Genomic DNA, 26,214 nt, shown 5'->3' with positions numbered 1-26,214 from the left:
GGTCCCGTTGTCGACCGGGCTCCGCCCCTCAGCCCCCTCCGTGCCCCTCCCCTCCGCGCTCCCGAAGGTCCTCGATCCGACGGATCTTGCCGACCGAACGCTCGAGCGTGTACGGGTCCACCACCTCGACGTCCACACTGACGCCGACGCCGTCCTTCACCCCCCGCACGATCGTCCCGACGGCCGCCTCACGCTGCCCGGGCCCGGCATCCGGCCGTGCCTCGACCCGCACTGTCATGTGGTCCAGCCGGCCCCGTCGGGTAAGCCGCAACTGGAAGTGCGGTGCGACGGCGGGCACCCGCAGCAGGATCTCCTCGATCTGGGTCGGAAAGACGTTGACCCCGCGCAGGATGATCATGTCGTCGCTGCGCCCCGTCACCTTCGCCATCCGGCGGAACGCCGGGCGCGCGGTGCCGGGCAGCAGCCGGGTGAGGTCGCGGGTGCGGTAGCGGATCACCGGCAGCGCCTCCTTGGTGAGTGAGGTGAAGACGAGTTCGCCGCCCTCGCCGTCCGGCAGCACCTCGTCGGTCAGCGGGTCGACGACCTCCGGGTAGAAGTGGTCCTCCCAGATGTGCAGGCCGTCCTTGGTCTCCACGCACTCCTGCGCGACACCCGGCCCCATCACCTCGGAGAGTCCGTAGATGTCCACGGCGTGGATGTCCATCCGCCGCTCGATCTCGGCGCGCATCTCCTCCGTCCACGGTTCGGCGCCGAAGATCCCGACCCGCAGCGAGGTGCCGCACGGATCGATCCCCTGCCGGTCGAACTCGTCCAGCAGGGTGAGCAGGTAGGACGGAGTGATCATGATGACCTCGGGCCGGAGGTCCTGGATGAGCCGGACCTGGCGGGCCGTCATACCGCCGGAGGCCGGGATCACGGTGCACCCGGCACGTTCGGCACCCGCGTGCGCGCCCAGTCCACCGGTGAACAGGCCGTAGCCGTAGGCGATGTGCACCGTCTGGCCGGGTCGCCCACCGGCCGCCCGGATCGAGCGGGCCACCACGTCCGCCCAGACGTCCAGGTCATGCTCGGTGTAGCCGACCACGGTCGGCAGGCCGGTGGTCCCGCTGGAGGCGTGGATCCGGCGGACCTTCTCCTTCGGAACGGCGAACATCCCGAACGGGTAGGTGTCGCGAAGGTCGGCCTTGGTGGTGAAGGGGAAGCGGGCGAGATCGGCGAGGGCGCGACAGTCCTCGGGCGTGACACCGACCGCGTCGAACTTCCGCCGGTACAGCTCGACGTTGTCGTAGGCGTGGCGCAGCGTTGCCCGCAGGTGCTTGAGCTGGTGCGCCCGCAACTCCTCGCCGGTCATCCGCTCGCCGGCGTCCAGGAGTTCCGCCGGCGGCGCCTCGCCGAGACGCGTCGGCGCCCGCACCTCTCCTCCCGGATCCACGGGCGTACCCGGATCCGTCGCTCCGCCGCTCATCGTGCCTCCTTCAGAACTCACTACCGACCATTCGGTCGGCCCTGGCCGGAGCCAAGTAATCCAGTGCCCGAACCACCTGTCAAGGCTGGGCACGCGGGTGACCTCGCAGGTCGGCACCCATCGCCCTCGCTCAGAATTTTGCCCTTGCCCCCGGGCGCCAACCTGTGCCGATCGGCAGGTTCTCGCTCTGAAAAAAGGCCCTGGATCTATGCCGATCGGCAGATGGCAGGGCGCGGCCGACCGGGAAGGCTGGTTGCCGTCAGTCACCATCCCACCCACGACCGGGAGAGCGGAGCACGGGCACATGAGCCGATCCGATGCAACACCCCACCTCGAACTGACCGACGTCAGCAAGGTCTACCGGGGCGGCAAGCGCGCCGTCGACGGCCTCTCGCTGCGACTCGGGCCCGGGCTGCTCGGTCTGCTCGGACCGAACGGCGCGGGCAAGTCCTCGCTGATGCGGATCGTCGCGACCGTGACCCGGCCCAGCTCCGGACGGCTCACCTACCGGGGGGCCGACGTGCTCGCCCGCCCCGATCTGCTCCGGCGCGAACTCGGCTTCCTTCCCCAGGATTTCGGTGTCCACCCGCACCTCACGTCGCGCGAGTTCCTGTCCTACCTGGCCGCCGCCAAGGGGCTTCCCGCCCGCGCCGCCCGGGCCCGGATCGACGAACTGCTCGTGCTCGTCAACCTGACCGAGGCGGTCCGGAGGCCGCTCGGCGCGTACTCGGGCGGCATGCTGCGCCGGATCGGCATCGCCCAGGCGCTGCTCGGCGACCCGAGCGTCATCGTCGTCGACGAACCCACTGCCGGCCTCGACCCGGAGGAACGGGTGCGCTTCCGCAACCTGCTGAGCGTCCTCGCCGAGGACCGGGTGGTACTGCTGTCCACCCACATCGTCTCCGACATCGAGTCGGTGGCCGGGGACATCGCGGTCCTGGCCGGCGGGCGGCTGCTGCGCCGGGGCAGTCCGGAGGAGTTGCTGCGCGGCCAGGCCGGCCGGGTGTGGGAGGTCCTGGTGGACGCGGGCTCGGTGGCGGCCGTGCAGCAGCACTTCGTGGTGAGCCGGATGGTGCGCACGGGAGACGGGCGGGTGCGGCTGCGGCTCCTCGCGGACGGCCCGCCGACCGCCGGGGCGGTGCCGGTCGCGCCGGACCTGGAGGACGCCTACCTGGGGTTGGTCCGGTCGGCGCCCGACGGGTCTGTCTTCGCCGCCTCGGCCGCCGCGGCCGGTCCGGGGGTGCGGCGATGACCCGGAGCGTTCTCCCCTTGCCCCGCCCCGACGGGTCCCGGGCACCGACCGGCCGTGCTCCCGGCACCGCCGCCGGTGGGTCGGAGCGCACCGGCCCGGTGGGCCGGATCGGCCGGCTGGCACTCGGCGACTTCCGGGACCGGATCCGCCGCCCCGCCTACGCGGTGACGCTCCTCGCCGCGGTGGGCCTGGGTCTGCTCGCCGTGCCGCCCACCGACGGGCACTGGGCGATCCTCGCGCTCGGCTCCTACCGGGGGGAGTACAACAGCGCGTACGTCGGCACGGCGACCGCTTTGGCGGGCACGCTGTGGCTCACCCTCGGCGGGTTCTACGTCGTTCGCAAGGGTCTGGGCCGCGACGAGGAGACCGGGGTCGGCCAGCTCCTGGCCGCGGCCCCACTGCGGAACGTCGAACTCATGCTGGCGAAGTTCCTCGGCAACCTGCTGGTGCTCGGTTCGATGCTCGTCGTGCTCGCGCTCACCGCACCCGTCCTGCAACTGGTCCGGGGCGAGGACCGCGCGCTCGACCCGGTCGCACTGCTGACGCCGTTCCTGGTGCTGACGTTGCCGCTGCTCGCGGCGACCGCGGCACTGGCCGTTCTCTTCGAAACGGTGCCGCTGCTCCGCGGTGGGCTGGGCAATGTCACCTGGTTTGCCTTCGCGCCCGCTCTCCTGATCGCCGGGGAGGCGCCCGGCGCACCGTTCGGCGGGCTCGGCCTCGGCCCGGTGGCCGCGTCGCTGCGCGACACGCTGGCCGCACGAGGTGTCGACCTGGGCGGAGACGACTTCAGCCTCGGCCTCACCAAGGTGGACTCCCCGCTGGAGGCGTTCCCGTGGGACGGTGTGGACTTCGGGACCGGGTTCCTCGCCCAGCGCCTGCTGCTCGTCGTGCTCGCGGTGGCGCTCGCCGCGCTGCCGGCCCTCTGGTTCACCCGTTTCGACCCCGCCCGTGCCAGGGCGGCGGAGCGGCACCGCGACGGTACGGCGTCCGCCCCTGTCCCGGCCTCCGCCCCTGGTCCCGTCCGCGTGGCAGCCCCGTCCGTCGCGCCGTCGGCCGGGCCCGCCTCCGCGCCCCATGCCCACCACCGCTCCCGCTCCGGCTTCGGCTCCCACTTCGGCCGGCTGCTGCTCGGTGAGGCGCGGATCCTGTTCGCCGACGCCTCGCGCTGGTGGTGGCTCGCGGCGGCCGGCCTGGTGCTGGCCGGGCTCTCCGTGCCACGGGACACCGGCGTCGGCGCGGTGCTGCCCGCCGCCTGGGTCTGGCCGGTGCTGCTCTGGTCCCGTCTCGGGAGCCGCTCGGCCGAGAACGACCTGGAGGTCCTGCTCGGCGCCTACCCGGCCGCCCGCACCCGGCTGCTCGCCGAATGGGCCGCCGGGGTGCTGCTCACCGCCCTGATGGGTGCGGGTGTCCTGGTCCGGCTCGCCGCGGCCGGCGACACCGCCGGGGTGGCGGCCTGGTCGGCCGGCGCCCTGTTCATCCCCTCGCTCGCCCTCGCCCTCGGCACTCTCTCCCGCACCCACCGTCTCTTCCAGGCCCTCTACTTGCCGCTGTGGTACCTGGCGGTCAACCAGCTCGCCGCCCTCGACTTCATGGGCATCGTCCGCCGCGCCGGTCACCCCGCCGGCCCCTCCCCGGTCCTGGTCACCGCTGTCACCCTGGCCCTGCTCGCCACCACCTTGCTCACCACAACGACCCGCAGTGCGCTCCGCGACTGACCTCCGAACACGACGGCCGCCGTCCAGCGGGCACAGGACCCCCGGACGGACTGCCGCCCGGTGTGACACGCCGGGTGTGACTCTCCCGGGGAGGCATGACCTCCTCTCCGGACCGGTTGACCGACATCCCACCGCGACCACGTCTCGACATCAGGGAGGTGCCGTAGGGCTTCCGCCCGAAGCACGCTGATACCCAAGGACCTTATGCGGCCCTGGACTTCGCACTGGTCACCAAAAGCGACGGCCGACCCTGCGGGCACGAGGACGGCCTGGTCAACCGGCTTCGTAGTGATCGCGGTGCCGCACTCGGGCCCGAGGCGGACAGCCATCACCTCCTTGCCGCACCGACAGCCGGCAGGTCCTCCTCGCGGGCCTGCACGTCGGCAGCACGACCGGCCACCGGCGGCTTGCCGTCGGAGCGGGTGGGCGCGAGAGGGGCGGGTGGGCGCACCGGCGGCACTGGCACCATTCGGCGATGGTGCTACTCTCACTAGCATCATGTTGCTGAAGCTGGAGGCCGGGGACTCCCGGCCGTTGCACGAGCAGGTTGCGGGAGCGATCCGGCGAGCCGTCGGTGAGGGCGAATGCGTGCCCGGGGAGCGGTTGCCGCCGGCACGGGACTTGGCGCGGGCGCTCGGAGTGAACTCGAACACGGTGCTGCGGGCGCTACGCGTACTGCGGGACGAAGGAGTGCTGGAGTTCCGCCGGGGGCGCGGCATCACCGTCGCCCGCGGTGCCGACCGCCGCGCCGAACTGCTGGAGGCGGCGCGTCGGCTGGTCGAGGACGCGGCGCACGCAGGTTTCAGCCGGGAGGAACTCGTCGAGATGATCAGGGGGCTGGAGTGAACAAGGTTTCGCAGGCGGACGGACGCGGCAGCGGGCAGCGCGACGCTCGCAAGGACGCGGCGGCCCGGGTGATCGGGGTGCTCGCGTTCGGCGCCGTGGCCCTCGGGGTGGTAGCACTGCTGCTCGGACTGCCGTGGGTGGCGCGCGACCGGTTGCCGGAGCCCGTGGCCACGCACTGGAGCGGGACGCGACCGGACGGTTCGATGTCGCTGACGGCCGCGATGGGCTTCCCCGCCGCGGCGTGGGTGGCCTTGGTCGCGGCGGCGGCCGTCGCCCGGTGGCGCGGCGGGAAGCAGACGACGGCCAGGTCGGCGGTCGGGCTCGGCTTCGGAGGCACGCTGCTGACGGGCGCGCAGGCCGCGATCGTCTCGGCCAACCTCGACCGCCCGGCCTGGCATGAGGCCCGGCCGCTGGGCGCCGAGGTGGTACTGGTCGTGGTGGTGGCGGTCGCGGCCGGCGCGCTGGCCTGGTGGCTCACCCGGCCGCAGGGCCTGGGGCCGCGCACCGCCACCGTCGCCGACGGCCCCCGCCTGGATCTGCCGGACGGGCAGCGCGCCGTCTGGCTCGCCCGGGCGGTCAATCCCTGGCTGGGACTACTGGCCGCGGTGGCCGGTCTGGGCGCGGCGGGGGCGGCGCTGGCCGGGTTCGCCGGGCTGGGCGGGGTGGCCTGGGCGACGGCCGCGCCGCTGGCGGTCGTCGCACTGGCGGGGCTCGGCTGTTCGTCGGTACAGGCGCGGGTGACCGAGCGCGGCCTGGACGTGGCGTTCGGCCCGCTCGGCCGGCCGTCCCGGCACTGGGATCCGGAGGAGATCGTCTCGGCCCGGGCCGAGACCCGTACCCCGGCCCAGGTGGGCGGTTGGGGCTACCGGCTGAGCGGCCTGGGCACCACCGTCATGCTGCGCCGCGGCGAGTGCCTGGTGATCCGGCCCCGACAGGGCGCGGAGTTCGCGGTGAGCGTGGACGACGCAGAGCGGGGCGCCGCCCTGCTGAACACGCTCACCGCACCCCGGAGCGCGTGACCCGCCGAGGGGGCGCACGACCAGCGGGCCGGCGCCCCCACCCGGCACGGCCGACGGGCGAATGTCAGCCGCGACGCTTCGGGCGGCCGCGCCGAGCGGCCGCCGTGCCACCGGACGACGATCCGGCGCCGCCCCGGGCGCGCCCGCCGGCGGTGGCACGGCCTCCGGCCGCCGGCTTGCCCGCGCCCTTCGGAGCACCGCCCTTCGCCGCGCCACCCTTGGCGGCACCACCCTTCGCCGCACCACCCTTCACGGTGCCACCCTTCGCACCGCCGGCGCGGCCCGGGGCGGACTTCGCCGCCGGGGCCTCGACCGGGGTCGCGGCCGTCTGGCCCCGGCCGCGCGAGCTGTTGACCGTGCGGCCCCGGACGATGCCGATGAACTCCTCCACCAGGTCGGTGGTCTGCTCCTCCGGCCAGGCCAGCGCGATACGGGACTGCGGAGCATCCGCCATCGTCCGGTAGGTGAGGTCACGCCGGTGGTGCAGCCGTGCCAGCGACTGCGGGACAAGCAGCACCCCGACCCCGGCCGCGACCAGCTCGATCGCGTCGGCCGTGGTCGCCGGTCGCTCGATGGCGGGCCGCCCCGGCAGCTGCTCCCATTCGAGGGTGTCGTCGAGCGGGTGGAAGACCACGTCGTCGGCGAGGTCCGCGACGGTGACCTCCTCGGCCGCCGCCAGCCAGTGGTCCTTCGGAAACACCACCACCGTCGTCTCGGTGTAGAGCGGGATCGCGCTCAGACCGGTCCGGTCGACCGGCAGCCGCAGCAGCCCCGCGTCCGCGTCTCCCGCGCGCAGCGTCGGCTCCCCGGCGGCGGCTTCGACCGCTACGAGGGCGAGCGGAACGTCCGGGAGCCGCTCCGACCAGACGCGCGCCCACTTGCCGGGGATCACGCCCGGGACGTACGCCAACCGGAACGAGGGTGTCACCTGCATCTCTGTCACCCGACCAAGGCTACCGACCGTGACAGCGGGCGTCGGCCGCTCGCTTACCCTGGTGACCATGACATCGCTCAAGCAGAAGACCACGCAGACCATGAAGCCGGCGACGGCGGCGAAGAAGCTCGGGGTCTACCTCGGCGCCACCCCTGCCGACTTCCAGTCGGGCGTGATCTCCCGCGAGGAGCTCACCGCCCTGCAGACCGAGCCGCCGCAGTGGCTCCAGGACCTGCGCCGCAACGGCCCGCACCCGCGTTCCGTGGTGGCCACGCGGCTCGGCGTTTCCGCGTCCGGCCTGGCGCGCGGCGGCATCACCGAGGCGCTCACCACCGAGCAGATCGAGGAGCTGCGCGAGGAGAACCCGGAGTGGCTCCGGCGCGAGCGGACGATCCAGGAGGAGGTCCGCAGGGAGTCCGTGCGGGTCAAGGAGAAGCACGAGAAGGAGGAGAAGCAGCGCCAGCAGGCCGCCACGGAGGTCGAGCGCGAGAAGCGCCGCTGACCTGCGGATTTCCGTCTGCTCCAGCTGTTCTTTCCCGGCCCCCGGCGCTCGCGCGCCGGGGGCCGTCGTTCGTCCGGGACAGGCAACCGGGGGACGGTCCGGCGGGACGGCCGCCACGGCCTCCGGCCGGCGTCGAGCCAGGCGTCGAGCCATGCATCCGGAAAGGCGTCCGGCAAGGCATCCGACGCAGCCCTCTCCCCGCCCGCCGCCCCGGCAGGACAGGCGCCGGCGACTCGCACAGGCGCACGACCAGAGCCCTCCGAAGCTGGTCGAACTTCCACCCGAATGCCGCACGCACGCCCGAAAGGGTTCGCATACGTTCGGCCCCGCGAACAGCGTCACCGGACCGGAGGAGCGGGTCGGGAATCCCGGAGGACCGGCCCGAGCGGCGGGACGAGGGCCGGGCGGGTGGCGGCGCGGAGCCGGGCGGGTGACCTGCTCGACGTGTCGGCGGGGATCCGGCACGGCCGGCGTGCGTCGGTTGGAACGCGCCGCCCTCGAGCGGCGCGCGCCCCTGTCCCCGGACCTGAGAGCCGCCGATGCCCCCCATCGCGCACCTGCGCCGCCTGCTTCCCACCGCCGTGTGCACCCTGGCCGCCGTCCTCGCCGCCCCCGCCGCGGCACACGCCGCACCACCGGGCCGGGGAGGCGGAGCGGGCATCGATCGGGGGACCGTGATCGACTGGGACCGGGTCGCGGCCTGCGAGAGCAGCGGGGACTGGCACATCAACACCGGCAACGGCTACTTCGGCGGCCTCCAGTTCGACGCGCCGACCTGGAAGGAGACCGGCGGCCTCCGCTACGCCCCGCGCGCCGACCTGGCCAGCCGGGACGAGCAGATCGCCGTCGCCAACGCCCTCGCCGAGCGGCGCGGCCTCACCCCGTGGCCGGTCTGCGGCGCCCGCGCCGACCGGGACCGCGAACGCCGCCCGGTCGAGTCGGCCACGGAACCGGCGGAGGCGCCCGCCACGGGCACCCCCGCCGCCCCTCCCCCGGCCGATGGCCCCAGCACCTGGACGGTGCGCGACGACGACACCCTCGACAGCATCGCCGAGCACCTCCGGGTCCCCGGCGGCTGGCAGGCGTTGTGGGAACGGAACCGCGCGGCCCTCGGCGAGGACCCCGACCTCATCCAGCCCGGCCAGGAGCTGACCCTCCCGCTCTGACCCCGGCGCGAGAAGCGCACACCACATCGCGAAACCTGCGACCGGCCGGGGTGCCCCCGCCCCCCGGGGCCCCCGGGCCGCAACCGTGCCGCCCCACCCGGCCTCGCTCCGCGCAGCGCCGGCCCTCTCTCCCGCCAGGGCCGGGCCCACCGAACGCTCGGCCGACAGCCGCCCGCCCTACCCTCCCGGACCGGTCCACAGCCACCCGGAAATGGCCCCACCTCGTCCGGTGTCGGCCCATGGAACGTCGAAGTGACGGGCGCCAAGTACTGACGTTCGCCTCAGCGGCCTTGGAGATCAGACATCGGCGGTGATCGCGTCGGTGGGTGATCCGGACGGTGGCGCAGCCGACCGCCCCTCCAGTGGATGCGGCCCAGAAGCGGCGGAGCCGGACTCAGTCGTCGTCGGGCAGGTGGAAGTAGACCGTCCCCGACCGCCAGGCTCCGTGCTCGGTCATCTCCGACTCGATAACGACATCCTGAACCTCGACAGGGCCCAACGCTTCGATCGAATCGGCCAGCCTCCGCAGGAGTGCTGGCACGCTGGCACAGCCCGGACCTGCAGGATTGGCCTGAGAAAAGTGGCGAATGGTCCAGGAATCCGGAGTGCTCGTCATGAGTCCGATCGTAGGACCCGCCCCTGCCTGGCCAGAGTCGGTGGTGGGGCCTGGCAATCGGGACGACAGGCCCTGGTCCGGTCTGTGATCGTCAGGACAGTGCCTGCCCTGGATCCGGGGCGAATCCCTCCGCGCGGACGGCGTCAGAGCGGGAGCGTGGTTTCGGTCGGTGTCCACGGCCGGGCGAAGGGCCGGTTGAGGTGGGCGGTGCCGAGGAGCGCGCCGGTGCGGCGGGCCTCGGCGAGGAGTTGCTCGCGGCTGTGGCGGGCCGTTTCCGGATCGGCTTCGAAGAGGTAGCGCACGCCGGGGGTGGCGAGTTGGACGGCGTGGACCAGTACGTCGCCGGTGAGCAGCAGGCGGTCCCCGCCGCCGTCGACCAGGACCGACTGGTGGCCCGGCGTGTGCCCGGGCGTCGGGAGCAGGGTGATCGCGCCGCCTCCGGGACTGGCCCGGCCGGCGAGCACCGTGCGGCCGTCGACCTCGTCCAATTGCCCGGCGCGCAGCAGCGGTTCGATGACGTAGGTGCGTGCCGTCCTGGTCGGTCCGAGTGCCGCGACCTCGGCGTGCTGCACCAGGTAGCGGGCGTTCGGGAACACCGGTACGCCCTCGGGGGTGACCGACCAGCCGTAGTGGTCCTCGTGGAGGTGGGTCAGGACCACCGTCTCGACGTCCGCCTTGGCGATCCCGGCCCGGGCCAGGACTGCGGGCAGCCGGCCGGGGACGGGCGCCCAGCCGGAGGCCGGGCTGCCGACCGGGCCGATACCGGTGTCCACCAGGGTGACCCGGCCGCCGGGGCGGCGGACGGCGTAGCAGCGGAAGTCCAGTTCCCAGGTGTCGCCCGGGCCGAAGGCGGCCGGGTCGAGTCGGCGGGCGCGCTCCCAGTCGGTGGCCGTCGCGTCGGGGAACGCGGCCTGCGCGGTGCCGGGGAACGGGCCGTGCGCGTCGAGCAGCGCCAACACCTCGTACCGGCCGAACCGCCGCACGACGACGGCCCCGGTGGCGGCACCGGAAGTGGCACCAGCAGGCTCGGCGGCGGCGGGCGTCGCCGCGACGAGCGGGCGCAGCGCCACCGCGCCCGCGACGGCGAGCGCGCCGCGCAGCATACGGCGGCGCCCAGAAGCAGCCTCGGCTCCGGCTCCGGCTCCGGCTCCGGGATCCTCGGCGAAAGGGACGGCGGGAACGATCGGATCGTTCAACGGGACTCCTCGGACAGGACGCGGACAGGACGCGAACGGGACACGGACTGGACGGGGCCGAAGGGCGACGCGGGGTCGGCGCCCCGACCCCCGTGCGGGGCGCCGACCGGTCCCACTGTCCCGCCGCACCCGTCCCGGCGGCTTGTCGTTTCTTGCGCAATCCGTTCGCGCGCGGGCAAGCACTGTGCGACCACTGTCCGAGTACCGTGCAAGCATCACCGGATGATCGACGAGGAGCCTGCGACGGGCACCGACCTCGTCGGCGACCGACTGACCCGGGCCGGCCTTGGGCTCGCACCGAACTTCGAGCTGCTGGACGGCCGGTGACGGGCGACGACAGTGCGCCGCCCCGCGAGTAGGGTGCGGGCATGGCGGTCGAACGTGCGCCCCTGTTGAGCGGGGACGACCTGAGTGTCGCCGACGTGTCCTGCCAGGACCCGCCGGAGGGGTGGACGGAGTTGCGGCCGGCGCCGGTGTTCGGGTTGGTGATGGTGCGGCGGGGGATGTTCCGGGGGCGGATCGACGGGGTCGACCAGGTACTCGACCCGGCCTGCGTGTATGTCGAACGGGTCGGCTGCGAGCAGCAGTTCGCGCATCCGTGCGGCGGCGATCTCTACACCGAGCTGGTGCTCTCCGAGCCGCGGACCGCCGAACTGCTGGGCGGGGACCCGGAGGTGCCGCAGGGGCTGGTGTTCACCACGCCGCGGATGGCGCTGGCGCACCGGATGCTGGTCGTCCGGGCGCGCGGGGGCGCGGACTCGTTCGAACTCGCCGAGCGTGCGGTGGCCTTGGCGGGCGAGGTGCTGACGGCACTGGCGCCGGCGAGGGTGGCGAGCGGCCGGCCGGTCCGGGACGCGGCTCGCCGTCGGCTGGTGGACGCCGCGCGCGCCGCGCTGGCGGCGGACCTCGGGCTCGGGCTGGAGGAGCTGGGCCGGGCGGTCGGCTGTTCGCCGCACCACCTGAGCCGGATCTTCCGGGCCGGGACCGGCGAGGGGATCGCCCGCTACCGCAATCGGCTGCGGGTCACCCTCGCCCTGGAGCGACTGACCGAGGGGGAGACCCGACTCGCCCTGCTGGCACAGGAGTTGGGCTTCACCGATCAGGCTCATCTGACCCGGGTGGTGCACCGCGCGGCCGGACTGCCGCCCGGCCGGCTCCGGGCCCTGCTCGGACCAGGCCCCGCCCCCGCCGCCGCGTCCGGCGGGGTGACCGCCCCGCAGCACACGTAGGCTCGGCGGGTGTCCTCGACCCCCGCCTCCACCCCCGGCTCCTCCGCCTCGGCCTCGCCAAGCCCCGGCTCCCCCACCGCGCCGCTGACCAGCCTGCACGACCGGGCGGCGCTCGCCGAGCGGTTCGGCCGGGACCCGGAGCTGCACCTCTTCGAACTCGGCGACCTGGACGAGCCGTTCTGGTCCCACACCGCCTGGTACACGACGTCGGCGGACGGCCCGGTGGCGCTGCTGTACGCGGTCGGGGACGTGCCCACCCTGCTCGGCCTCGCCCGGCCCGCACACGCCGACCGCCTGGCCGGGCTGCTGCACGCGATGCGGCCCGTACTGCCGCGCCGGCTGCTCGCCCACCTCACCGACGGCGGGGTGGAAGCCCTCGCACCGGACTACCGCGCCGAGCACCGGACAGCGATGCTGCGGATGGCGCTGACCGACCCTTCCGCCCTCGCCCCACACCTCGGCAGGGCATCGGGCGCGCGCCCGGTCGGGCCCGTGGCGCGGCTCGGCGCGGCGGACCTCGCGGATCTGCGCGCCCTGTTCGCCGCCGGCTACCCGGGCAACTGGTTCGACGAGCGGATGCTGACCACCGGCCCCTACGTCGGGATCCGGGACGCCGGGGGCCGGCTGCTCGCGGCGGCCGGAGTCCACGTCCACTCCGCCGCCCGACGGGTGGCGGTGATCGGGAACGTCACCACCCGTCCGGAGGCCCGGGGCCGGGGGCTCGCGGCGGCCTGCACGGCGCGGCTCTGCGAGGTCCTGGCGGACGGCGTCGACCACATCGGTCTGAACGTCCGGGCCGACCACCCCACCGCGCTCGCCCTCTACCGGCGCCTGGGCTTCGCCACCGTCACCGGCTACGAGGAGGCAGTGCTCACGGCCTGCTGAGGTCCTGGCGCCCTGACCGGCCCTGAGGTCCTGCTGACGTCCTGCTGACGTCCTGCTGAACGTTCTACTGGTGGCCTGTTGAGGTCCTGCCGAGGTCCTGCCGAAGCCCTACCGGCGGCCCACCGACGGCCCACCGACGGCCCACCGGCGGAACGAGCAATGCTCAGGACTTGTGGATCGATTCCTGGGAGGGCGCGCGGAGGGCGTACCTTCCCGAATGATCCTGTGATGGTCACCGAGTAGGCCCGCGTTCGTAGCGCGGGTCGGGAAGGCACACCCGTGCTCAGCGTAGTGAATGCCGATGGTTCGACGGAGTCCGGCTCCCTGATCGACGAGATCGTCCGCGAGGGGGCCCGGCGGATGCCGGCCGCCGCGCTGGAGGCGGAAATCAACCAGTACATAGCCCAGTTGGCCGCAGAGGCCGACGAGCGCGGGCACCGCCTGGTGGTCTGCAACGGTCGCCACCAACCCCGGACCGTGGCCACCCCGGCCGGGCCGGTGGAGGTGACCGCGCCGCGTGTGAACGACCGTCGCGTCGACGAGGAAACCGGCGAGCGCAAGCGGTTCTCCTCGAAGATCCTGGCGCCGTGGTGCCGCAAGTCGCCCAAGGTTTCCGAGGTCCTGCCGCTGCTCTACCTCCACGGCCTGTCGTCGGGGGAGTTCGCGCCGGCCTTGGAGCAGTTCCTCGGCTCGGCCACCGGGCTGTCGCCGGCAACGGTCACCCGGCCGACCAGGCAGCGGGGCGAGGACCACGTGACGTCCCAGGTCCGGGACCTGTCGGACCGCGACTTCGTCTACGTATGGGCCGCCGGGGTGCACCCCAAGGTCCGACTCGGCCAGGCCCACTCGTGTGTGCTGGTGCTGCTCGGCAACGTCACGAATGCCCTGCCGAAGTCCGCCCAGCCCGGCGCGCTGAAAGCGATGCAGGAGACCTACGCTGAGGACCGCGCCCACGCCGAGAAGGCGATCGCGCCGTTCGCACGGACCTACCGCGCGAAGTTCCCGAAGGTCGTCGCGAAGATCACCGACTACGCCGAGGAGCTGCTGGCGTTCTACGACTTCCCGGCCGAGCACTGGATCCACCCGCGGACCACGAATCCGATCGAGCCGACGTTCTCCACCGTCAAGCTTCGCACGAAGGTCACTCGAGACGCCGGCAGCCCGGCCGCCGCACTCGCGATGGTGTTCAAGCTCGTCGAGTCCGCACCGGCCCGCTGGCGCGCGATCACCGGCGCCCACCTCGTCGCCCTGGTCCGCTCCGGCGCCCGCTTGGAGCACGGCATCCTGGTCGAGCGCACCGAGGTGGCGGCATGACCGAGCCCCTCAAATCCGGCAGCCATGTGGTCCAGGTGGAACTGGCGATCGACCAGGTCACCATCGTGAGCCCTGCCGAGGCCACCGCCACCGTGCGCTGCATGCTCGGGCCGGTTCGCTGCGGCGCCCGCTTCGACCGCATCCACGACTCGGCAGAAGCCATCGACCTGGAACTGACGCAGATCCTCGCCTACTTCGGACGCCCGGTCGAGGAACTCGACCCCGTCCACACCGCGCTCGTCACCCTCCGAGGCACAGGGGCCCAACTCCTGACGTCAGCTGCCCCACGCTCCCGCTGGCAGTGCATCCAGGGAACCAACCCGCCACGATGACCGTGCCATCCAAAGGTATTGACTGTTGCTCCGGCGGAACGGTGGCCGTCCCCGCACGGGAAGTCGGCCCGACCGGCCTCCCGTGCGGGCCGCGCGAAGGCGGGCAGCCCCGGTCAGCTGGTGACGGGCCAGGACAGGGTGGCCGTCAAACCGGCGCGGAGGGCCGGGTCGAGGACGGCGGGGGTGGGGTCGGTGGCGGTGGCGGTCAGGGTGTGGACCCGGCCGCGCGGGCCGGGGAGCGGGACGGTGCGCAGGTCGACCGCCGTCCGGCCGCGCAGCTGCGGCAGCGTGCGCCCGTCCAGGGACCAGCTGAGGGCGGTACCGGCGACCGGGAGGTCGACGGTGAGGCGGTCGGCCCGGGTGAGCGGGGTGCCGGCCGGGGTGGGGCTGGTGAGCGGCGCGGCGTGGCGGTAGAACCCGGCGATCATCGCCTCCCGTCCGGGCAGGTTGAACTCCCGTCCGAGCGAGCGCATGATCGAGTTCTCGGTGGGCCGGTACAGGCCCTTGGGGTAGTAGCCACCACCCTCGTAGCTGCCGACCACGCCCCCGTCGGGCGAGGTCCGGCCGATCCAGCGGTACCACTTGGCGCGGTCGTGGGTGAGCCGGTCGGCGGTGGACATGCTGATGTTGGGCTCGGCCGGTTCGCCCTCCTCGGCCGGGTAGGTGCCGGAGCCGTCGTAGAAGTACTCGTCGGCGAGCTTGCCGAGCGAGTGGCCGGTCTCGTGGACGGCGATCTGCCCGGCCTTCGGGTTGCCGCCCGCGACGGTGGCGATGCCGTCGTAGCCGAGCGGGGAGGCGACGTTGTAGCCGGCCCCGCCGTACTTGGCGGTGTTGGCGACGACGAGGACCAGGTCGGCCTGCGGGGCCTTGACGGCGTACTTCTCGACGGCCTCGGTGTCGACGCACAGCAGGCGTTCGATGTCCTCGCACCAGAAGTAGGAGCCGAGCGCGGTGGAGCGGACGGTGGCGCGGTCCGGGTCGCCGGTGATGCCGGACTCGGTGGAGACGGTGGCGACGGCCCAGACGTTGAACAGGTTCCGGTAGCCGGCGTAGGGCTCGACGGCGCTGAGGTCCTGCCACTTGGCGGCGGCGTCGGCGCGGAACTTCTCCTGTTCGGCGGCGGTGTAGCCGTCGCCTATGACCACGACGTCGACCTTGCCGCCGCTGTCGCCGCTGCGCAGGATCGGGGTGACCTCGCCGTCCCCGGTGGCGGGGGCGAGGCCGGGGCGGTCGCCGGTCAGGTACGGGGAGGCGGCGGGCACGGTGGCCCGTCCGATCGAGCCGTCCTCGGCGAAGACCTCGACCCGGTGCCGCGGGCTGCCGGCGGCCTCGGCCACGGACGAGCCCTCGACAGTTGCCGGGCCCGCGACGGCCGCCGGGGCGGTGCCGAGGGCGGCGAGGGCGAGGGTACCGGTCAGGACGATCGAACCGAACCTGCGATTGCGCACGGAAGTTGCTCCTCTGCGGGGCGGGGCCGATAAACGGACTGCCATGCTATGCACCTGACAACCCACCAGCACAGGCCCCGCACACCCCGAACTCCCCCGCCCCCTCAGTCCACGTGCACCCTCAGCTCACGCGCGCCCTCAGCTCACGCGCACCCTCAGCCCACGTGCGCCCTCGGCTCAGGCGCACCCTCAGCCCACGTGCACCCGCGGCCGCCGGACGCGGTCCGGCTCCGCCTCCCGCAGCACCTCGCGGGTGACCGGCGCGACCTCGCCCTGCCCGAACAGGAAGAACCGCAGGAACTGCGCGAACGGATTGCCCTCCGTCCACTCGAAGTAGATGTGCGGCTGCTGCCCGGTGCGGTCCCGGACGGTGAGCAGCAGCGCGGCCAGCGCGTTGGGGACGCTGGAGCTCTCCAGCGTGAGCACCCGGTAGCGGTCGTGCAGTACCTCGCCGTGCACGGTGAGCACCGCCTCGAACTCCGACGGGTCCTTGACCGTCACCTCGACGAAGACCAGGTCGTCCTCGGCCGGGATGTCGTTGTCCGCCCGGATCTGACGCTTCTTTTCCTGGTACTGGGCGAGGTCGCGGCTGTTCGGCTCATTGGCGATCAGGCGCAGCGGCCGGTGGGTGTAGTCGCGCACGAAGCGCTCGGCGGCCTCGTCGAAGACGATGTCGGTGACCCGGAGTTCGAAGGCGCGCTTGAGCCGGGAGAGCAGGGAGACCAGCACGATGGCGGCGATGAAGCAGGCGCCGATCTTCACGCCGTCCGGGCGTTCGGCGATGTTGAGGGCCGTGGTGTAGAGGAAGACGGCCGCGATGATCGCGAAGCCGATGGTCCAGCCGGTCTGGCGGGCGGCCCGGGCGGCGATGGTGACGGCGATCGCGGCGGAGCTGATCAGCACCAGGACGCCGGTGGCGTAGGCGCCGCCCTGGGCGTCCACGCTGGCGTCGAAGAGCCAGGTGACCAGGAAGGCGATCAGGGTGAGCACGATGACCATCGGCCGGACCGCCTTCGCCCAGTGCGGCGCCATGCCGTAGCGGGGGAGGTAGCGGGGCAGCAGGTTGAGCATGCCCGCCATGGCGGAGGCGCCGGCGAACCAGAGGATCGCGATGGTGGACAGGTCGTAGATGCTGCCGAAGGTGTTGCCGAGGTACTCGTGGGCCAGGTAGGCGAGCGCGCGTCCGTTGGCCTCGCCGCCCTTCTCGAAGGCCTCCTTGGGGATCAGCAGGGTGGTGATGAAGCTGGTGGTGATCAGGAAGACGCTCATGATCAGCGCGGCGGTGGTGAGCAGTTTGCGGGCGCCGCGGATCCGGCCGGTCGGCTTCTCCTCGGTGTCCTCCGGGTCGCCCTCGATGTGCGGCATGACGGCGACCCCGGTCTCGAAGCCGGAGAGGCCGAGGGCGAGTTTGGGGAAGGTCACCAGGGCGACACCGATCATGGCGACGGCGTTGCCGTGCTCCGCCGTGAGCGCGTCCGCCCAGTCGCTCACCACGCCGGGGGAGCTGAGGACGTGGGAGAAGCCGGTGATGACGACGACCACGTTCAGCGCGAGGTAGATCGCGACCAGGACGACGGCCAGTCCGATCGCCTCGCTGAAGCCCTTGAGGAAGACGCCGCCGAGCAGGGCGATCATCACCAGGGTGATGAGGACCTGCTTGCCGGTCAGGGCGCTGTGCAGGTGTGGGTTCTCCACCAAGTGCGCGGTGGCGTCGGCGGCCGACAGGGTGATGGTGATCATGAAGTCCGTGGCCGCGAAGCCGAGCAGGGCGAGGACGAACAGCTTGCCCTTCCAGAACGACAGCAGGCGTTCCAGCATCGCGATCGAGCCCTCGCCGTGCGGGCTCTCCCGGGCCACCCGGCGGTAGACGGGCAGGGCGCCGCAGAGGGTGACGACGACGAGGACGACGGTCGCCACCGGGGAGAGCAGACCGGCCGCGAGGGCGGCGATGCCGGGCTGGTAGCCGAGGGTGGAGAAGTAGTCGAGGCCGGTCAGGCACATCACCCGCCACCAGGGGCGGGCCTGTTCGGCGGGGGCCTGGGCGTGCGGGCCGGGGTGCTGCTTGGCCCGGTCGGACAGGCCCTCCAGCAGCCAGGCGCGGAAGCGCTGCCCGCGTCCGAAGGAGCCGCTCGTTCCGGAGGAAGCCACCCTGCACCCCTTTGTCCCACGTGCCCGAAGCCGACCCCGACGCCGACCCAGGAGCCGACCCAGGAGCCGACTTCGGAGCCGTCCGCCGCCCGACGCCGAAGCGGGTCCGCCGACCGACGCCGGCGGTGACGCGGTGACGCGGTGACGCGCCGACGGCAAGGCGACAGGCTATGCGACCGGGCCGCTGACCTCAGGGAACGCCCCGACGGTGTCCCCTCATCGGATCAGTGCCAGGTCATCGGACCAGCACCCGACCTCCCCCGGGTCCGGCGCACACGCGGGGAGCCCCGCCCCGGAGTCACTCCCCCGGTGCGGGGCCCTGTCGCGCGCGGTCGCGCACAGTCGCGCGGTCGCACAGTCGCGCGGTCGCGCGGTCACGCGGCGGATCAGCCGAAGTAGCCGAGCGCCCCCACCGCGCACAGGCCGCCGGCACCCATGAAGACCGGCATCAGCACCTTGAGCTCCACCCAGCTGCCGGCCCGGAAGCGCAACCCCTTCGGCGGGCCGATCGGGTACCAGCGCTTGCGGCCGACCGGGATCGGCCACAGCACCGGGCAGCCGGAGACGGTGAGCGCGTCGCCCAGGCAGTGCACCAGGGCGCCGAGGGTGATCGGCAGGCCGATCCACAGGTATTCCTGCCCCGGCTGGTCGAACAGCCAGAGCGCGCCGTTGCCCGGCTTGTCCAGGACGTCCGTCAGCATCCAGGCCCCGGCCGCGCCGAGCAGCCAGACCAGGACGTCACTGGAGACCCGGGCCTGGCGCCACAGCAGTCCCTCGATCGCCAGCACCATGTGCACGAAGAGCACCCCGAGCACGCCCCACCGTCCGCCGTAGACGGCGATGGCCGAGGCACCCGCACCGCAGAGCGCCGCCCAGAGCCAGGTGTGGGTCAGCGTGCGGTGGCCGCCGGTGCGACGCGGGTCCCGCTTGCCGCGGGTCGCCTTGTAGACGGCGTAGGAGAGACTGTCGATCACCTCGCAGAGGATCCGCGAGACCGGGCCGAACGCCCGGGATATGGTCGCCGCCTTGTGGTCGAGGTCCGGCGCCAGCGCGGCGCCCGCACAGATCAGCGTCCCCGCCAGCAGAACCGGCCAGGGCATCGGTTCGCCCATCGACTCCGCGATCGCTCCAACGCCCAGCCACGCCGCCGCGCCGGACAGTGAATGCGCCGGTCCCATCATCTTTTCGGCTCCCGCCCTCGTCCCGTACGCCCATCGCGAGGGCTTCGCGAGGGCCTGACGGGGCGGCAGCATATCCGCCCAAGATCGAAAACATCTGGAGCCACTGCTTCACCCGAACGGCGGACGTGTTTCACTCGCCCGGATCCAGCTGTCGGGTACCGACAGTGACGGGCGATCACCTGCGGGAGTGACGGAGCGTCCCGGGCGGGTCGCGGCGGACGGATCCGCGAGTGGCCCAGGAAAACCGCGCCGGACCGGCCCTTCCGAGCGGTCCGCCGGGCCCCTAGGCTCGGCCGGGTGACCAAGACAGCTGCCAATGCCAATGCCATTGCCATTGCCGACGCCGATGCCGACGCCGGTGCCAACACCAACGCCAACGCCGACGCCGGTGCCGCGACCAGCACCGTGGACTTCTACTTCGACCCGATCTGCCCGTTCGCCTGGATCACCTCCCGCTGGATCCTGGAGGTGGAGAGGCACCGGGACCTCGACCTGACGTTCCGGGTGATGAGCCTGTCCGTGCTCAACGAGGGCCGCGAGGGCCTGCCCGAGCGCTACGAGCGGCTGCTCACCACCGGCTGGGGCCCGGTCCGGGTCTGCATCGCCGCCGCCGAGCAGCACGGCGTCGGGGTGCTGCGCGACCTCTACACCGCGCTCGGCACCCGGCTGCACGTCGAGGACCGGGAGGTCGACGACAAGCTCCTCCGCGAGGCGCTGGCCGAGGCCGGCCTGCCGGAGGAGCTCGCCGAGGCCGCGCACAGCAGCGAGTGGGACGAGGCGCTGCGCCGCAGCCACCACGCGGGCATGGACCCGGTCGGCGAGGAGGTCGGCACGCCGACCATCCACGTCGACGGCACCGCGTTCTTCGGGCCGGTGCTGAACGCGATTCCGCGCGGCGAGGAGGCCGTCCAGGTCTTCGACGGCGTCCGGCTGCTGGCCGGGCACCAGGCGTTCTTCGAGCTCAAGCGCACCCGGACGGGGTCGCTCGACTTCAGCTGAGGATCCGGGGACGGGGACACCCCCGGGAACGCCGACGGGGACACCGGGGTCAGGCCGACGGGGACGGCCGCCCCGTCGGCCACCGCCCTCCGCCCCCCTCGGCCCGGTGGCCGCCCGACCCGTTCGGCCCAGCTCCGATCGTGGTAACGGCCCGCAGTTCGCAGACTCGGACGCGGGGGACCGAAGAACGGGGCGGGTCCAACCGGAAGAGGCATCCTCATGAACAACGGGCTTCGCCGCACGCTCGCGGCCGCCGCAGTGGTTTCCCTCGGTCTCGCGCTGGCCTCGTGCGGCAGCGCCAAGGAGTCCTCCGGAGGCGGCTCGTCCGGCTCCGCGAGCGGTTCCGCCGGCGGCGGCGGCACGGTCGGCGCGGTCCGGATCGGGCTGCTGCTGCCCGAGACCAAGACCACTCGCTACGAGCAGTTCGACCGGCCGCTGATCGAGAAGAAGATCAAGGAACTGGCGCCGCAGGCGCAGATCGACTACTACAACGCGAACGAGAACGCCACGACCCAGCAGACCCAGGTCGACACCGCGCTCACCAAGGGCGACAAGGTGCTGATCCTGGACGCCGTGGACGCGAAGTCGATCCAGTCCTCCGTCCAGAAGGCGCACGACGCGGGCGTCAAGGTGATCGCCTACGACCGCCTCGCACAGGGACCGGTCGACGCCTACGTCTCCTTCGACAACAAGAAGGTCGGCCAACTCCAGGGCCAGGCCCTGGTCGACGCCGTCGGCGACAAGGCCGGCTCCGGGTCGATCATCATGATCAACGGCTCGCCCACCGACCCCAACGCGGCCGACTTCAAGGCCGGCGCGCACAGCGCGATCGACGGCAAGCTGAAGATCGGCAAGGAGTACGACACCCCCAACTGGGACCCGAACAACGCCAACCAGGAGGCCTCCGCCGGGATCACCGCGATCGGCGGACCCAATGTGGTCGGCGTCTACTCGGCCAACGACGGCATGGCCGCCGGCATCGCCACCGCCCTCAAGGCGGCCGGCCTCAGCGTGCCGCTGACCGGCCAGGACGCCCAGCTGGACGGCGTGCAGCGGATCCTGGCGGGCACCCAGACGATGTCGATCTACAAGCCGTTCAAGCCGGAGACCGACGTGGCGGCGCAGATGGCGGTGACGTTCGCCCAGGGCAAGCCGCTGGACTCGGCGCTGGTGCCGACCACGGTCACCAACGGCAGCGGCAACCAGGTCCCGGCCAACCTGATCACCCCGGTCGTGCTGACCAAGGACAACATCAAGACCACCGTGGTGGCCGACGGCCTCTACACGGTGGCCCAGATCTGCACCCCGGACTACGCGGACGCCTGCAAGGCCGCGGGCCTCCAGTAACCGTGCCCGTCAACCCGGTCGAGGGAGTTGGTCACCGTGACGGGTGAGACCGTCCTGGCCCTGCGCGGGGTCTCCAAGCGGTTCGGCGCCGTTCAGGCGCTCACCGACATCGAGCTGGAGGTCCGCGCCGGTGAAGTGCTCGCCCTGGTCGGCGACAACGGCGCCGGCAAGTCCACCCTGGTGAAGTCCATCGCCGGGGTGCACCAGCCGGACGAGGGCACGATCGAGTGGCAGGGGCGGCCGGTCAGCGTCCACCGGCCGCAGGACGCCCAGCAGTTGGGCATCGCCACGGTCTACCAGGACCTGGCGCTCTGCGACAACCTCGATGTCGTCGGCAACCTCTTCCTCGGCCGGGAGATCCGGCGCTTCGCCGTCCTCGACGAGGTCGCGATGGAGAAGCGGTCCCGCTCGCTGCTGGACACCCTCTCCATCCGCATCCCCAGCGTGCGGATCCCGGTCGCCTCGCTGTCCGGCGGTCAGCGCCAGGTGGTGGCGATCGCCCGCGCGCTGGTCGGCTCGCCGAAGGTCGTGATGCTCGACGAGCCGACCGCCGCCCTCGGTGTGGAGCAGACCGCCCAGGTGCTCGACCTGGTCGAGCGGCTCCGCGACCAGGGCCTCGGCGTCATCCTGATCAGCCACAACATGGCCGACGTCATGGCCGTCGCGGACACCGTCGCGGTGCTGCGGCTCGGCCGCAACAACGGCGTCTTCGACAAGCGCCGGACCAGCCAGGAAGAGATCATCTCGGCCATCACCGGCGCCACGGACAACGCGGTGACCCGCCGGGAGGCCCGCGGTACGGAGGGCTCCCCATGACCGAGCAGACCCCCGGCGGCGACAAGCACCGCCACGTCCCGCTCCCCGAGGACAACATGCCCAGGGGGGGTGTCAACGCCCCCGTGCCGGTCGCCGCCGAGGCCACCCCGGCCGTCGACCCGCGGCTGATCGTGCGGCAGGAGGGCATCAAGGGCTACCTGGGCGAGTTCCGCCGCCGCATCACCAGCGGCGAACTGGGCTCGCTCCCGGTGGTGCTGGCGCTGATCGTGATCTGGGCCGTCTTCGGCAGCCTGAACAGCTCCTTCCTGTCCGCCCAGAACCTCTCCAACCTCTCGCAGCAGATCGTCGGCACCGGCATGATCGCGATCGGCGTGGTGTTCGTGCTGCTGCTCGGCGAGATCGACCTCTCGGTCGGCTCGGTCAGCGGCCTGTGCGCGGCGATCTTCGCCGTGCTGAACGTCACCCACGGCGTCAACCAGTGGGTGGCCCTGCTCTCCGCCCTGGTCGGGGGCGCCGTGGTCGGCCTGATCCAGGGCCTGTTCTTCGCCAAGGTCGGCGTGCCGGCCTTCGTCGTCACCCTGGCCGGCAACCTCGGCTGGAACGGCCTGATGCTCCAGATCCTGGGCGCCAACGGCACCGTCAACCTCTCCGGCAAGGACATCGTCTCCCGGCTCTACAGCACCATCTACGGCGAACAGGCCGCCGCGTACGGCGTGGCCCTGATCGGCGTGCTGCTCTTCCTCGGCGCCTCGGTGCTGGACGCCCGGCGGCGGCAGGCCGCCGGGGTGCCGTCCCGCCCCGTGCTGGACATCGCGCTGCGCACCGCGGCGATCGCGGTCATCGCCTTCCTGGCCGCCTACACGCTCAACCAGTACAAGGGCCTGCCGCTGGCCCTGCTGATCTTCCTCGTCTTCATCGTGGTGCTGGACTTCGTGCTGCGGCGCACCACCTACGGCCGGCAGGTGTTCGCGCTCGGTGGCAACATCGAGGGCGCCCGGCGGGCCGGTATCAACGTGTCGTGGATCCGGATCAGCGTGTTCACCATCTGCTCCACCATGGCGGCCGTCGGCGGCCTGTTCCTGGCCGCCCAGATCCAGTCGGCCAGCCAGACCTCGGGCGGCGGCAACCTGCTGATGAACGCCATCGCGGCCGCCGTCATCGGCGGCACCAGCCTGTTCGGCGGGCGCGGCTCGACCTGGTCGGCGCTGCTCGGTGCGCTGGTGATCGGCTCGATCCAGTCCGGGATGAACATTCAGGGGCTGAGCAACGCCATCCAGTTCATGATCACCGGTGCGGTGCTGCTCGCGGCCGTGGTCGTCGACTCCCTCGCCCGCCGCACCCAGCGGGCGGCCGGTCGCGCCTGAGCGGCGGGCGCGCGCCGGCGGCCGTCCGGGTCGCGGGCGCGCGCCGTGGCGGCCGTCAAGGTCGCGGGCGCGCGCCGGGAGCCGTCCGGGTCAGCCCAGTCGTTCGCCGTAGACGTGGTCGACGGCGAGCACCATCAGGACCCTCCGGTCGGCGACCATCGCGGCCCGGTACTCGTCCCAGTCCGGGTGCTCGCCGGCCGCCCGGCGGTAGTAGTCGACCAGGGCCTCCACCTCGGGGCCCTTTGGATCGCTTCCCGGCCCGACCAGGGTGACGGTGCCCTCGGCGGTCGCCCAGGCCCGGCCGTCGGCCCGGGTCGCCTCCAGGGCGGCGCGCGGGTCGCGGCGCAGATTGGCCGTCTTGGCGCGGCCCTCCGTCATCGAGACGTACAGCCGCTCGGCGGCGCGGTCGTAGAACGGCATCACCGGCGACAGCTGGGGGCGCCCGTCGGACTTGATCGTGGCCAGCACACCGAGGCGGGCGGCTTCGAGCAGGGCGCGGGGATCGAAGGTCGTCATGGGGCCATCATCGACTTCACACCGGTGTGAAGGTCAAGTGACGCACCGCGGATCAGCGTTCCAAAGCGGTGGGCGACTCAGCGTTCCAACCGGTGGGCGACTCAGCGTTCCAGGTGGGCCAGGACGGCCAGGACCCGGCGGTTGTCGTCGGCCGAGGACTCGATCCGCAGCTTGGCGAAGATGCTCGCGGTGTGCTTGGCCACCGCGCTCTCGCTGATGTGCAGGGCGCGGGTGATCGCCGCGTTGGAGCGGCCCTCCGCCATCAGCCGCAGCACCTCGTGCTCGCGCGGCGTCAGCTCCGCGGTGCTGCCCCGGGCGTCGCCGCGCGCCAGCAGCTTCGCGATCACCTGCGGGTCCATCACCGTGCCGCCGCCCGCGACCGTCCGCACCGCGTCCACGAACTGCTCGGTGCGGGTGACCCGGTCCTTGAGCAGATAGCCGATCGCGCCCCGGCCGTCGGCCAGCAGCTCCTGCGCGTACAGCCGGTCCACGTACTGGGAGAGGACCAGCACCGGCAGGCCCGGGCGGGAGCCGCGCGCCTCCAGTGCGGCCCGCAGCCCCTCGTCGGTGAAGGACGGCGGCAGCCGGACGTCCACCACCGCGACGTCCGGCTCCTGCTCACGCAGCGCGCGCCGCAGGTCGGGGCCGTTGTCCACGGCCGCGACCACCTCGAACCCGTGCTCCCGCAGCGTCCGGATCAGCCCGTCCCGGAGCAGGAAGAGGTCTTCGGCGAGGACGACGCGCACGGTATCTCCAGGGTCACGGTGGTCGGGCCGCCCGGCGGGCTGTGCAGGGCGAACGTTCCGTCGACGGTACTCAGCCGGCGCACCACCCCGCGCAGCCCGCTGCCCCGGCCGGGGTCCGCGCCGCCGCGGCCGTCGTCCGCGACCAGGGCGGTCAGGGTCCCGTCCGCATGCGCCAGCCGGATCGTCACCTCCCGGCCGCCGCCGTGCTTGGCCGCGTTGGCGAGCAGCTCGGCGACCGCGAAGTAGGCCGCCGCCTCGACCGGCGCCGGGAAGCGCCCCGGCAGTCCGACTGTGACGTGCACGTCCAGGAAGCTGTCCAGCGCGAGCGACCGGACGGCGTCGCCGAGGCCGCGGTCGGTGAGGATCGGCGGGTGGATGCCGTGCACGAGGTCCCGGAGGTCCTGGAGGGCCCGCGCCGAACTCGCCCGCACCTCCCGCAGCAGGTCGCGGGCGGCGGCCGGGTCGGAGTCGAGCAGCCGGGTCGCCGCGTCCAGGGTCATGCCGAGGGCGACCAGCCGGGCCTGCGCGCCGTCGTGCAGATCCCGTTCGATCCGCCGCAGTTCGTCCGCCCGCGCGTCCAGCGCCTCGGCCCGGGTGCCGGTGAGGTGCTCGACCCGGCGCACCAGCTCGGTGGTGTACGGCGCGGCGAGGGCCCGCCGGCTCCACCGGGCGTGCAGCCGGAGCGCCGCCGGCGCCAGCCGCAGCCCGGCGGCGACGGACAGCAGGCCGAGCGCGGCGGCGGCGAGCATCGAGGGGGTGGAGTCGACGAGCACGAAGGCGTACCAGTTGCCGTCGCCGAACCGGCGCCACAGGAAGGGCTGGACGAGCGTGCCGAACAGTCCGAAGTCGACCAGGGCCGGCGGGGCGGCGACCAGCAGCCCGCCCAGCCACGGTTCCAGCCAGGCCCAGCGGACGTCGCGCCAGAAGCCCTCGTCGGCGAGGACCGGGCCCGCCCGCCGTCGGCCGTCGCCCTCCGGTAGCGGGTCGGGCGGGCTGATCCGGGTGCCCGTCCAGCGGGTCGTCCAGGAGCGGTAGCGGTCGGAGAGCCGGCGCAGGAGCGCCGCCGCGCCCGGCAGCAGTGACTGGCCGACGCCGACCGGGAGCAGCAGCAGCGCGCCCACCACGAGGGCGCCGAGCGCGGTCACGGCGAAGGCGGAGAGGGAGAGCAACTGGCAGCGGACCAGTGCCCGCACCGCGCCCGCGAGTCCCCCGCCCGCCTGCCCCCGCACCGCCGCGCCCGCCCGTCGTTCCGTCAC

24 protein-coding genes are annotated in these 26,214 nt (G+C 73.0%); 14 read left to right on the top strand and 10 right to left on the bottom strand.

Annotation, left to right across the window (positions count from 1 at the left end; genetic code table 11):
• Nucleotides 1–28: 28 nt before the first annotated feature.
• Entirely contained in the window at nt 29–1,426 is a 1,398-nt protein-coding gene (gene paaK / locus SM793_RS07610; protein ID WP_320437270.1) for a phenylacetate--CoA ligase PaaK, read from the bottom strand.
• Between the two features lie 304 nt (nt 1,427–1,730).
• Between paaK and SM793_RS07605 the strand changes: the two genes are divergently transcribed.
• From SM793_RS07605 to SM793_RS07590, 4 genes are all read left to right on the top strand, one after another.
• Nucleotides 1,731–2,678 (top strand): ATP-binding cassette domain-containing protein, encoded by a 948-nt coding sequence (locus tag SM793_RS07605; RefSeq protein ID WP_320437269.1) that lies wholly within the window; start codon nt 1,731–1,733, stop codon nt 2,676–2,678.
• A 107-nt stretch (nt 2,679–2,785) separates the two neighbouring features.
• Nucleotides 2,786–4,393, top strand: a complete 1,608-nt coding sequence (locus SM793_RS07600; protein ID WP_413815897.1) for a hypothetical protein — start codon at nt 2,786–2,788, stop codon at nt 4,391–4,393.
• 498 nt (nt 4,394–4,891) lie between these two features.
• On the top strand, nt 4,892–5,239 hold the full coding sequence (locus tag SM793_RS07595; RefSeq protein ID WP_320437267.1) for a GntR family transcriptional regulator: 348 nt from the start codon (nt 4,892–4,894) through the stop codon (nt 5,237–5,239).
• Nucleotides 5,236–6,258 carry a DUF1648 domain-containing protein gene (locus SM793_RS07590; protein WP_320437266.1) on the top strand — a complete coding sequence of 341 codons (1,023 nt, stop codon included), beginning with the start codon at nt 5,236–5,238 and terminating at the stop codon, nt 6,256–6,258. The genes SM793_RS07595 and SM793_RS07590 overlap by 4 nt, the downstream gene beginning before the upstream one ends.
• A gap of 64 nt (nt 6,259–6,322) precedes the next feature.
• Here SM793_RS07590 and SM793_RS07585 read toward each other — a convergent pair whose 3' ends face one another.
• Nucleotides 6,323–7,201 (bottom strand): LysR family substrate-binding domain-containing protein, encoded by an 879-nt coding sequence (locus tag SM793_RS07585; protein WP_413815892.1) that lies wholly within the window; start codon nt 7,199–7,201, stop codon nt 6,323–6,325.
• A 58-nt stretch (nt 7,202–7,259) separates the two neighbouring features.
• Between SM793_RS07585 and SM793_RS07580 the strand changes: the two genes are divergently transcribed.
• Together SM793_RS07580 and SM793_RS07575 are read left to right on the top strand one after the other, a co-directional pair.
• The gene (locus SM793_RS07580; RefSeq protein ID WP_320437265.1) at nt 7,260–7,694 is read left to right on the top strand and encodes a DUF5997 family protein; all 435 of its coding nucleotides are present in this window, start codon (nt 7,260–7,262) and stop codon (nt 7,692–7,694) included.
• Between the two features lie 539 nt (nt 7,695–8,233).
• Nucleotides 8,234–8,860, top strand: a complete 627-nt coding sequence (locus SM793_RS07575) for a transglycosylase family protein (protein WP_320437264.1) — start codon at nt 8,234–8,236, stop codon at nt 8,858–8,860.
• Between the two features lie 394 nt (nt 8,861–9,254).
• Here the strand turns inward: SM793_RS07575 and SM793_RS07570 are convergent, their stop codons facing one another.
• Together SM793_RS07570 and SM793_RS07565 are read right to left on the bottom strand one after the other, a co-directional pair.
• Entirely contained in the window at nt 9,255–9,476 is a 222-nt protein-coding gene (locus SM793_RS07570) for a hypothetical protein (protein ID WP_320437263.1), read from the bottom strand.
• 143 nt (nt 9,477–9,619) lie between these two features.
• Nucleotides 9,620–10,672 (bottom strand): MBL fold metallo-hydrolase, encoded by a 1,053-nt coding sequence (locus SM793_RS07565; RefSeq protein ID WP_320437262.1) that lies wholly within the window; start codon nt 10,670–10,672, stop codon nt 9,620–9,622.
• A 368-nt stretch (nt 10,673–11,040) separates the two neighbouring features.
• Here SM793_RS07565 and SM793_RS07560 point away from each other — a divergent pair, with 368 nt between their 5' ends.
• The 4 genes from SM793_RS07560 (at nt 11,041) to SM793_RS07545 (ending at nt 14,432) form a co-directional block, all read left to right on the top strand.
• Nucleotides 11,041–11,901: an AraC family transcriptional regulator gene (locus SM793_RS07560; RefSeq protein ID WP_320437261.1), complete on the top strand. Its 861-nt coding sequence runs from the start codon at nt 11,041–11,043 to the stop codon at nt 11,899–11,901.
• Nucleotides 11,902–11,910: 9 nt separating this feature from the next.
• On the top strand, nt 11,911–12,786 hold the full coding sequence (locus SM793_RS07555; RefSeq protein ID WP_320437260.1) for a GNAT family N-acetyltransferase: 876 nt from the start codon (nt 11,911–11,913) through the stop codon (nt 12,784–12,786).
• 279 nt (nt 12,787–13,065) lie between these two features.
• Nucleotides 13,066–14,100, top strand: a complete 1,035-nt coding sequence (locus SM793_RS07550; protein WP_320437259.1) for a transposase — start codon at nt 13,066–13,068, stop codon at nt 14,098–14,100.
• Nucleotides 14,097–14,432, top strand: coding sequence for a hypothetical protein (locus tag SM793_RS07545; protein ID WP_320437258.1), 336 nt, complete (start codon nt 14,097–14,099; stop codon nt 14,430–14,432). The genes SM793_RS07550 and SM793_RS07545 overlap by 4 nt, the downstream gene beginning before the upstream one ends.
• 113 nt (nt 14,433–14,545) lie before the next feature.
• On the opposite strand, the gene SM793_RS07540 is transcribed toward SM793_RS07545, so the two are convergent.
• From SM793_RS07540 to SM793_RS07530, 3 genes are all read right to left on the bottom strand, one after another.
• Nucleotides 14,546–15,880, bottom strand: a complete 1,335-nt coding sequence (locus SM793_RS07540) for a M64 family metallopeptidase (RefSeq protein ID WP_320437257.1) — start codon at nt 15,878–15,880, stop codon at nt 14,546–14,548.
• Between the two features lie 189 nt (nt 15,881–16,069).
• Entirely contained in the window at nt 16,070–18,028 is a 1,959-nt protein-coding gene (locus tag SM793_RS07535) for an amino acid transporter (RefSeq protein WP_320437256.1), read from the bottom strand.
• Between the two features lie 386 nt (nt 18,029–18,414).
• Nucleotides 18,415–19,209, bottom strand: coding sequence for a metal-dependent hydrolase (locus tag SM793_RS07530; protein WP_320437255.1), 795 nt, complete (start codon nt 19,207–19,209; stop codon nt 18,415–18,417).
• 405 nt (nt 19,210–19,614) lie between these two features.
• Here SM793_RS07530 and SM793_RS07525 point away from each other — a divergent pair, with 405 nt between their 5' ends.
• The 4 genes from SM793_RS07525 to SM793_RS07510 all read left to right on the top strand — a co-directional run bounded on the left by SM793_RS07525 (nt 19,615) and on the right by SM793_RS07510 (nt 23,696).
• The gene (locus tag SM793_RS07525) at nt 19,615–20,208 is read left to right on the top strand and encodes a DsbA family protein (protein WP_320437352.1); all 594 of its coding nucleotides are present in this window, start codon (nt 19,615–19,617) and stop codon (nt 20,206–20,208) included.
• A gap of 219 nt (nt 20,209–20,427) precedes the next feature.
• On the top strand, nt 20,428–21,555 hold the full coding sequence (locus tag SM793_RS07520; RefSeq protein WP_320437254.1) for a sugar ABC transporter substrate-binding protein: 1,128 nt from the start codon (nt 20,428–20,430) through the stop codon (nt 21,553–21,555).
• Nucleotides 21,556–21,591: 36 nt separating this feature from the next.
• Nucleotides 21,592–22,371: an ATP-binding cassette domain-containing protein gene (locus SM793_RS07515; protein WP_078880721.1), complete on the top strand. Its 780-nt coding sequence runs from the start codon at nt 21,592–21,594 to the stop codon at nt 22,369–22,371.
• A 56-nt stretch (nt 22,372–22,427) separates the two neighbouring features.
• Nucleotides 22,428–23,696, top strand: a complete 1,269-nt coding sequence (locus SM793_RS07510; RefSeq protein WP_320437351.1) for an ABC transporter permease subunit — start codon at nt 22,428–22,430, stop codon at nt 23,694–23,696.
• Between the two features lie 90 nt (nt 23,697–23,786).
• On the opposite strand, the gene SM793_RS07505 is transcribed toward SM793_RS07510, so the two are convergent.
• The 3 genes from SM793_RS07505 to SM793_RS07495 form a co-directional block, all read right to left on the bottom strand.
• Entirely contained in the window at nt 23,787–24,212 is a 426-nt protein-coding gene (locus SM793_RS07505; RefSeq protein WP_320437253.1) for a PPOX class F420-dependent oxidoreductase, read from the bottom strand.
• 101 nt (nt 24,213–24,313) lie between these two features.
• Nucleotides 24,314–24,958, bottom strand: coding sequence for a response regulator transcription factor (locus SM793_RS07500; protein ID WP_320437252.1), 645 nt, complete (start codon nt 24,956–24,958; stop codon nt 24,314–24,316).
• On the bottom strand, nt 24,910–26,214 hold the full coding sequence (locus SM793_RS07495; RefSeq protein WP_320437251.1) for a sensor histidine kinase: 1,305 nt from the start codon (nt 26,212–26,214) through the stop codon (nt 24,910–24,912). Before SM793_RS07495 ends, SM793_RS07500 begins: the two co-directional genes overlap by 49 nt.

Origin of the sequence: Kitasatospora purpeofusca, from assembly GCF_034043715.1 — a bacterium.
Lineage (GTDB): Bacteria > Actinomycetota > Actinomycetes > Streptomycetales > Streptomycetaceae > Kitasatospora > Kitasatospora purpeofusca_A.
The sequence above is the reverse complement of the archived record's forward strand: the minus strand, read 5'-3'. Positions and strand labels throughout refer to the sequence as shown.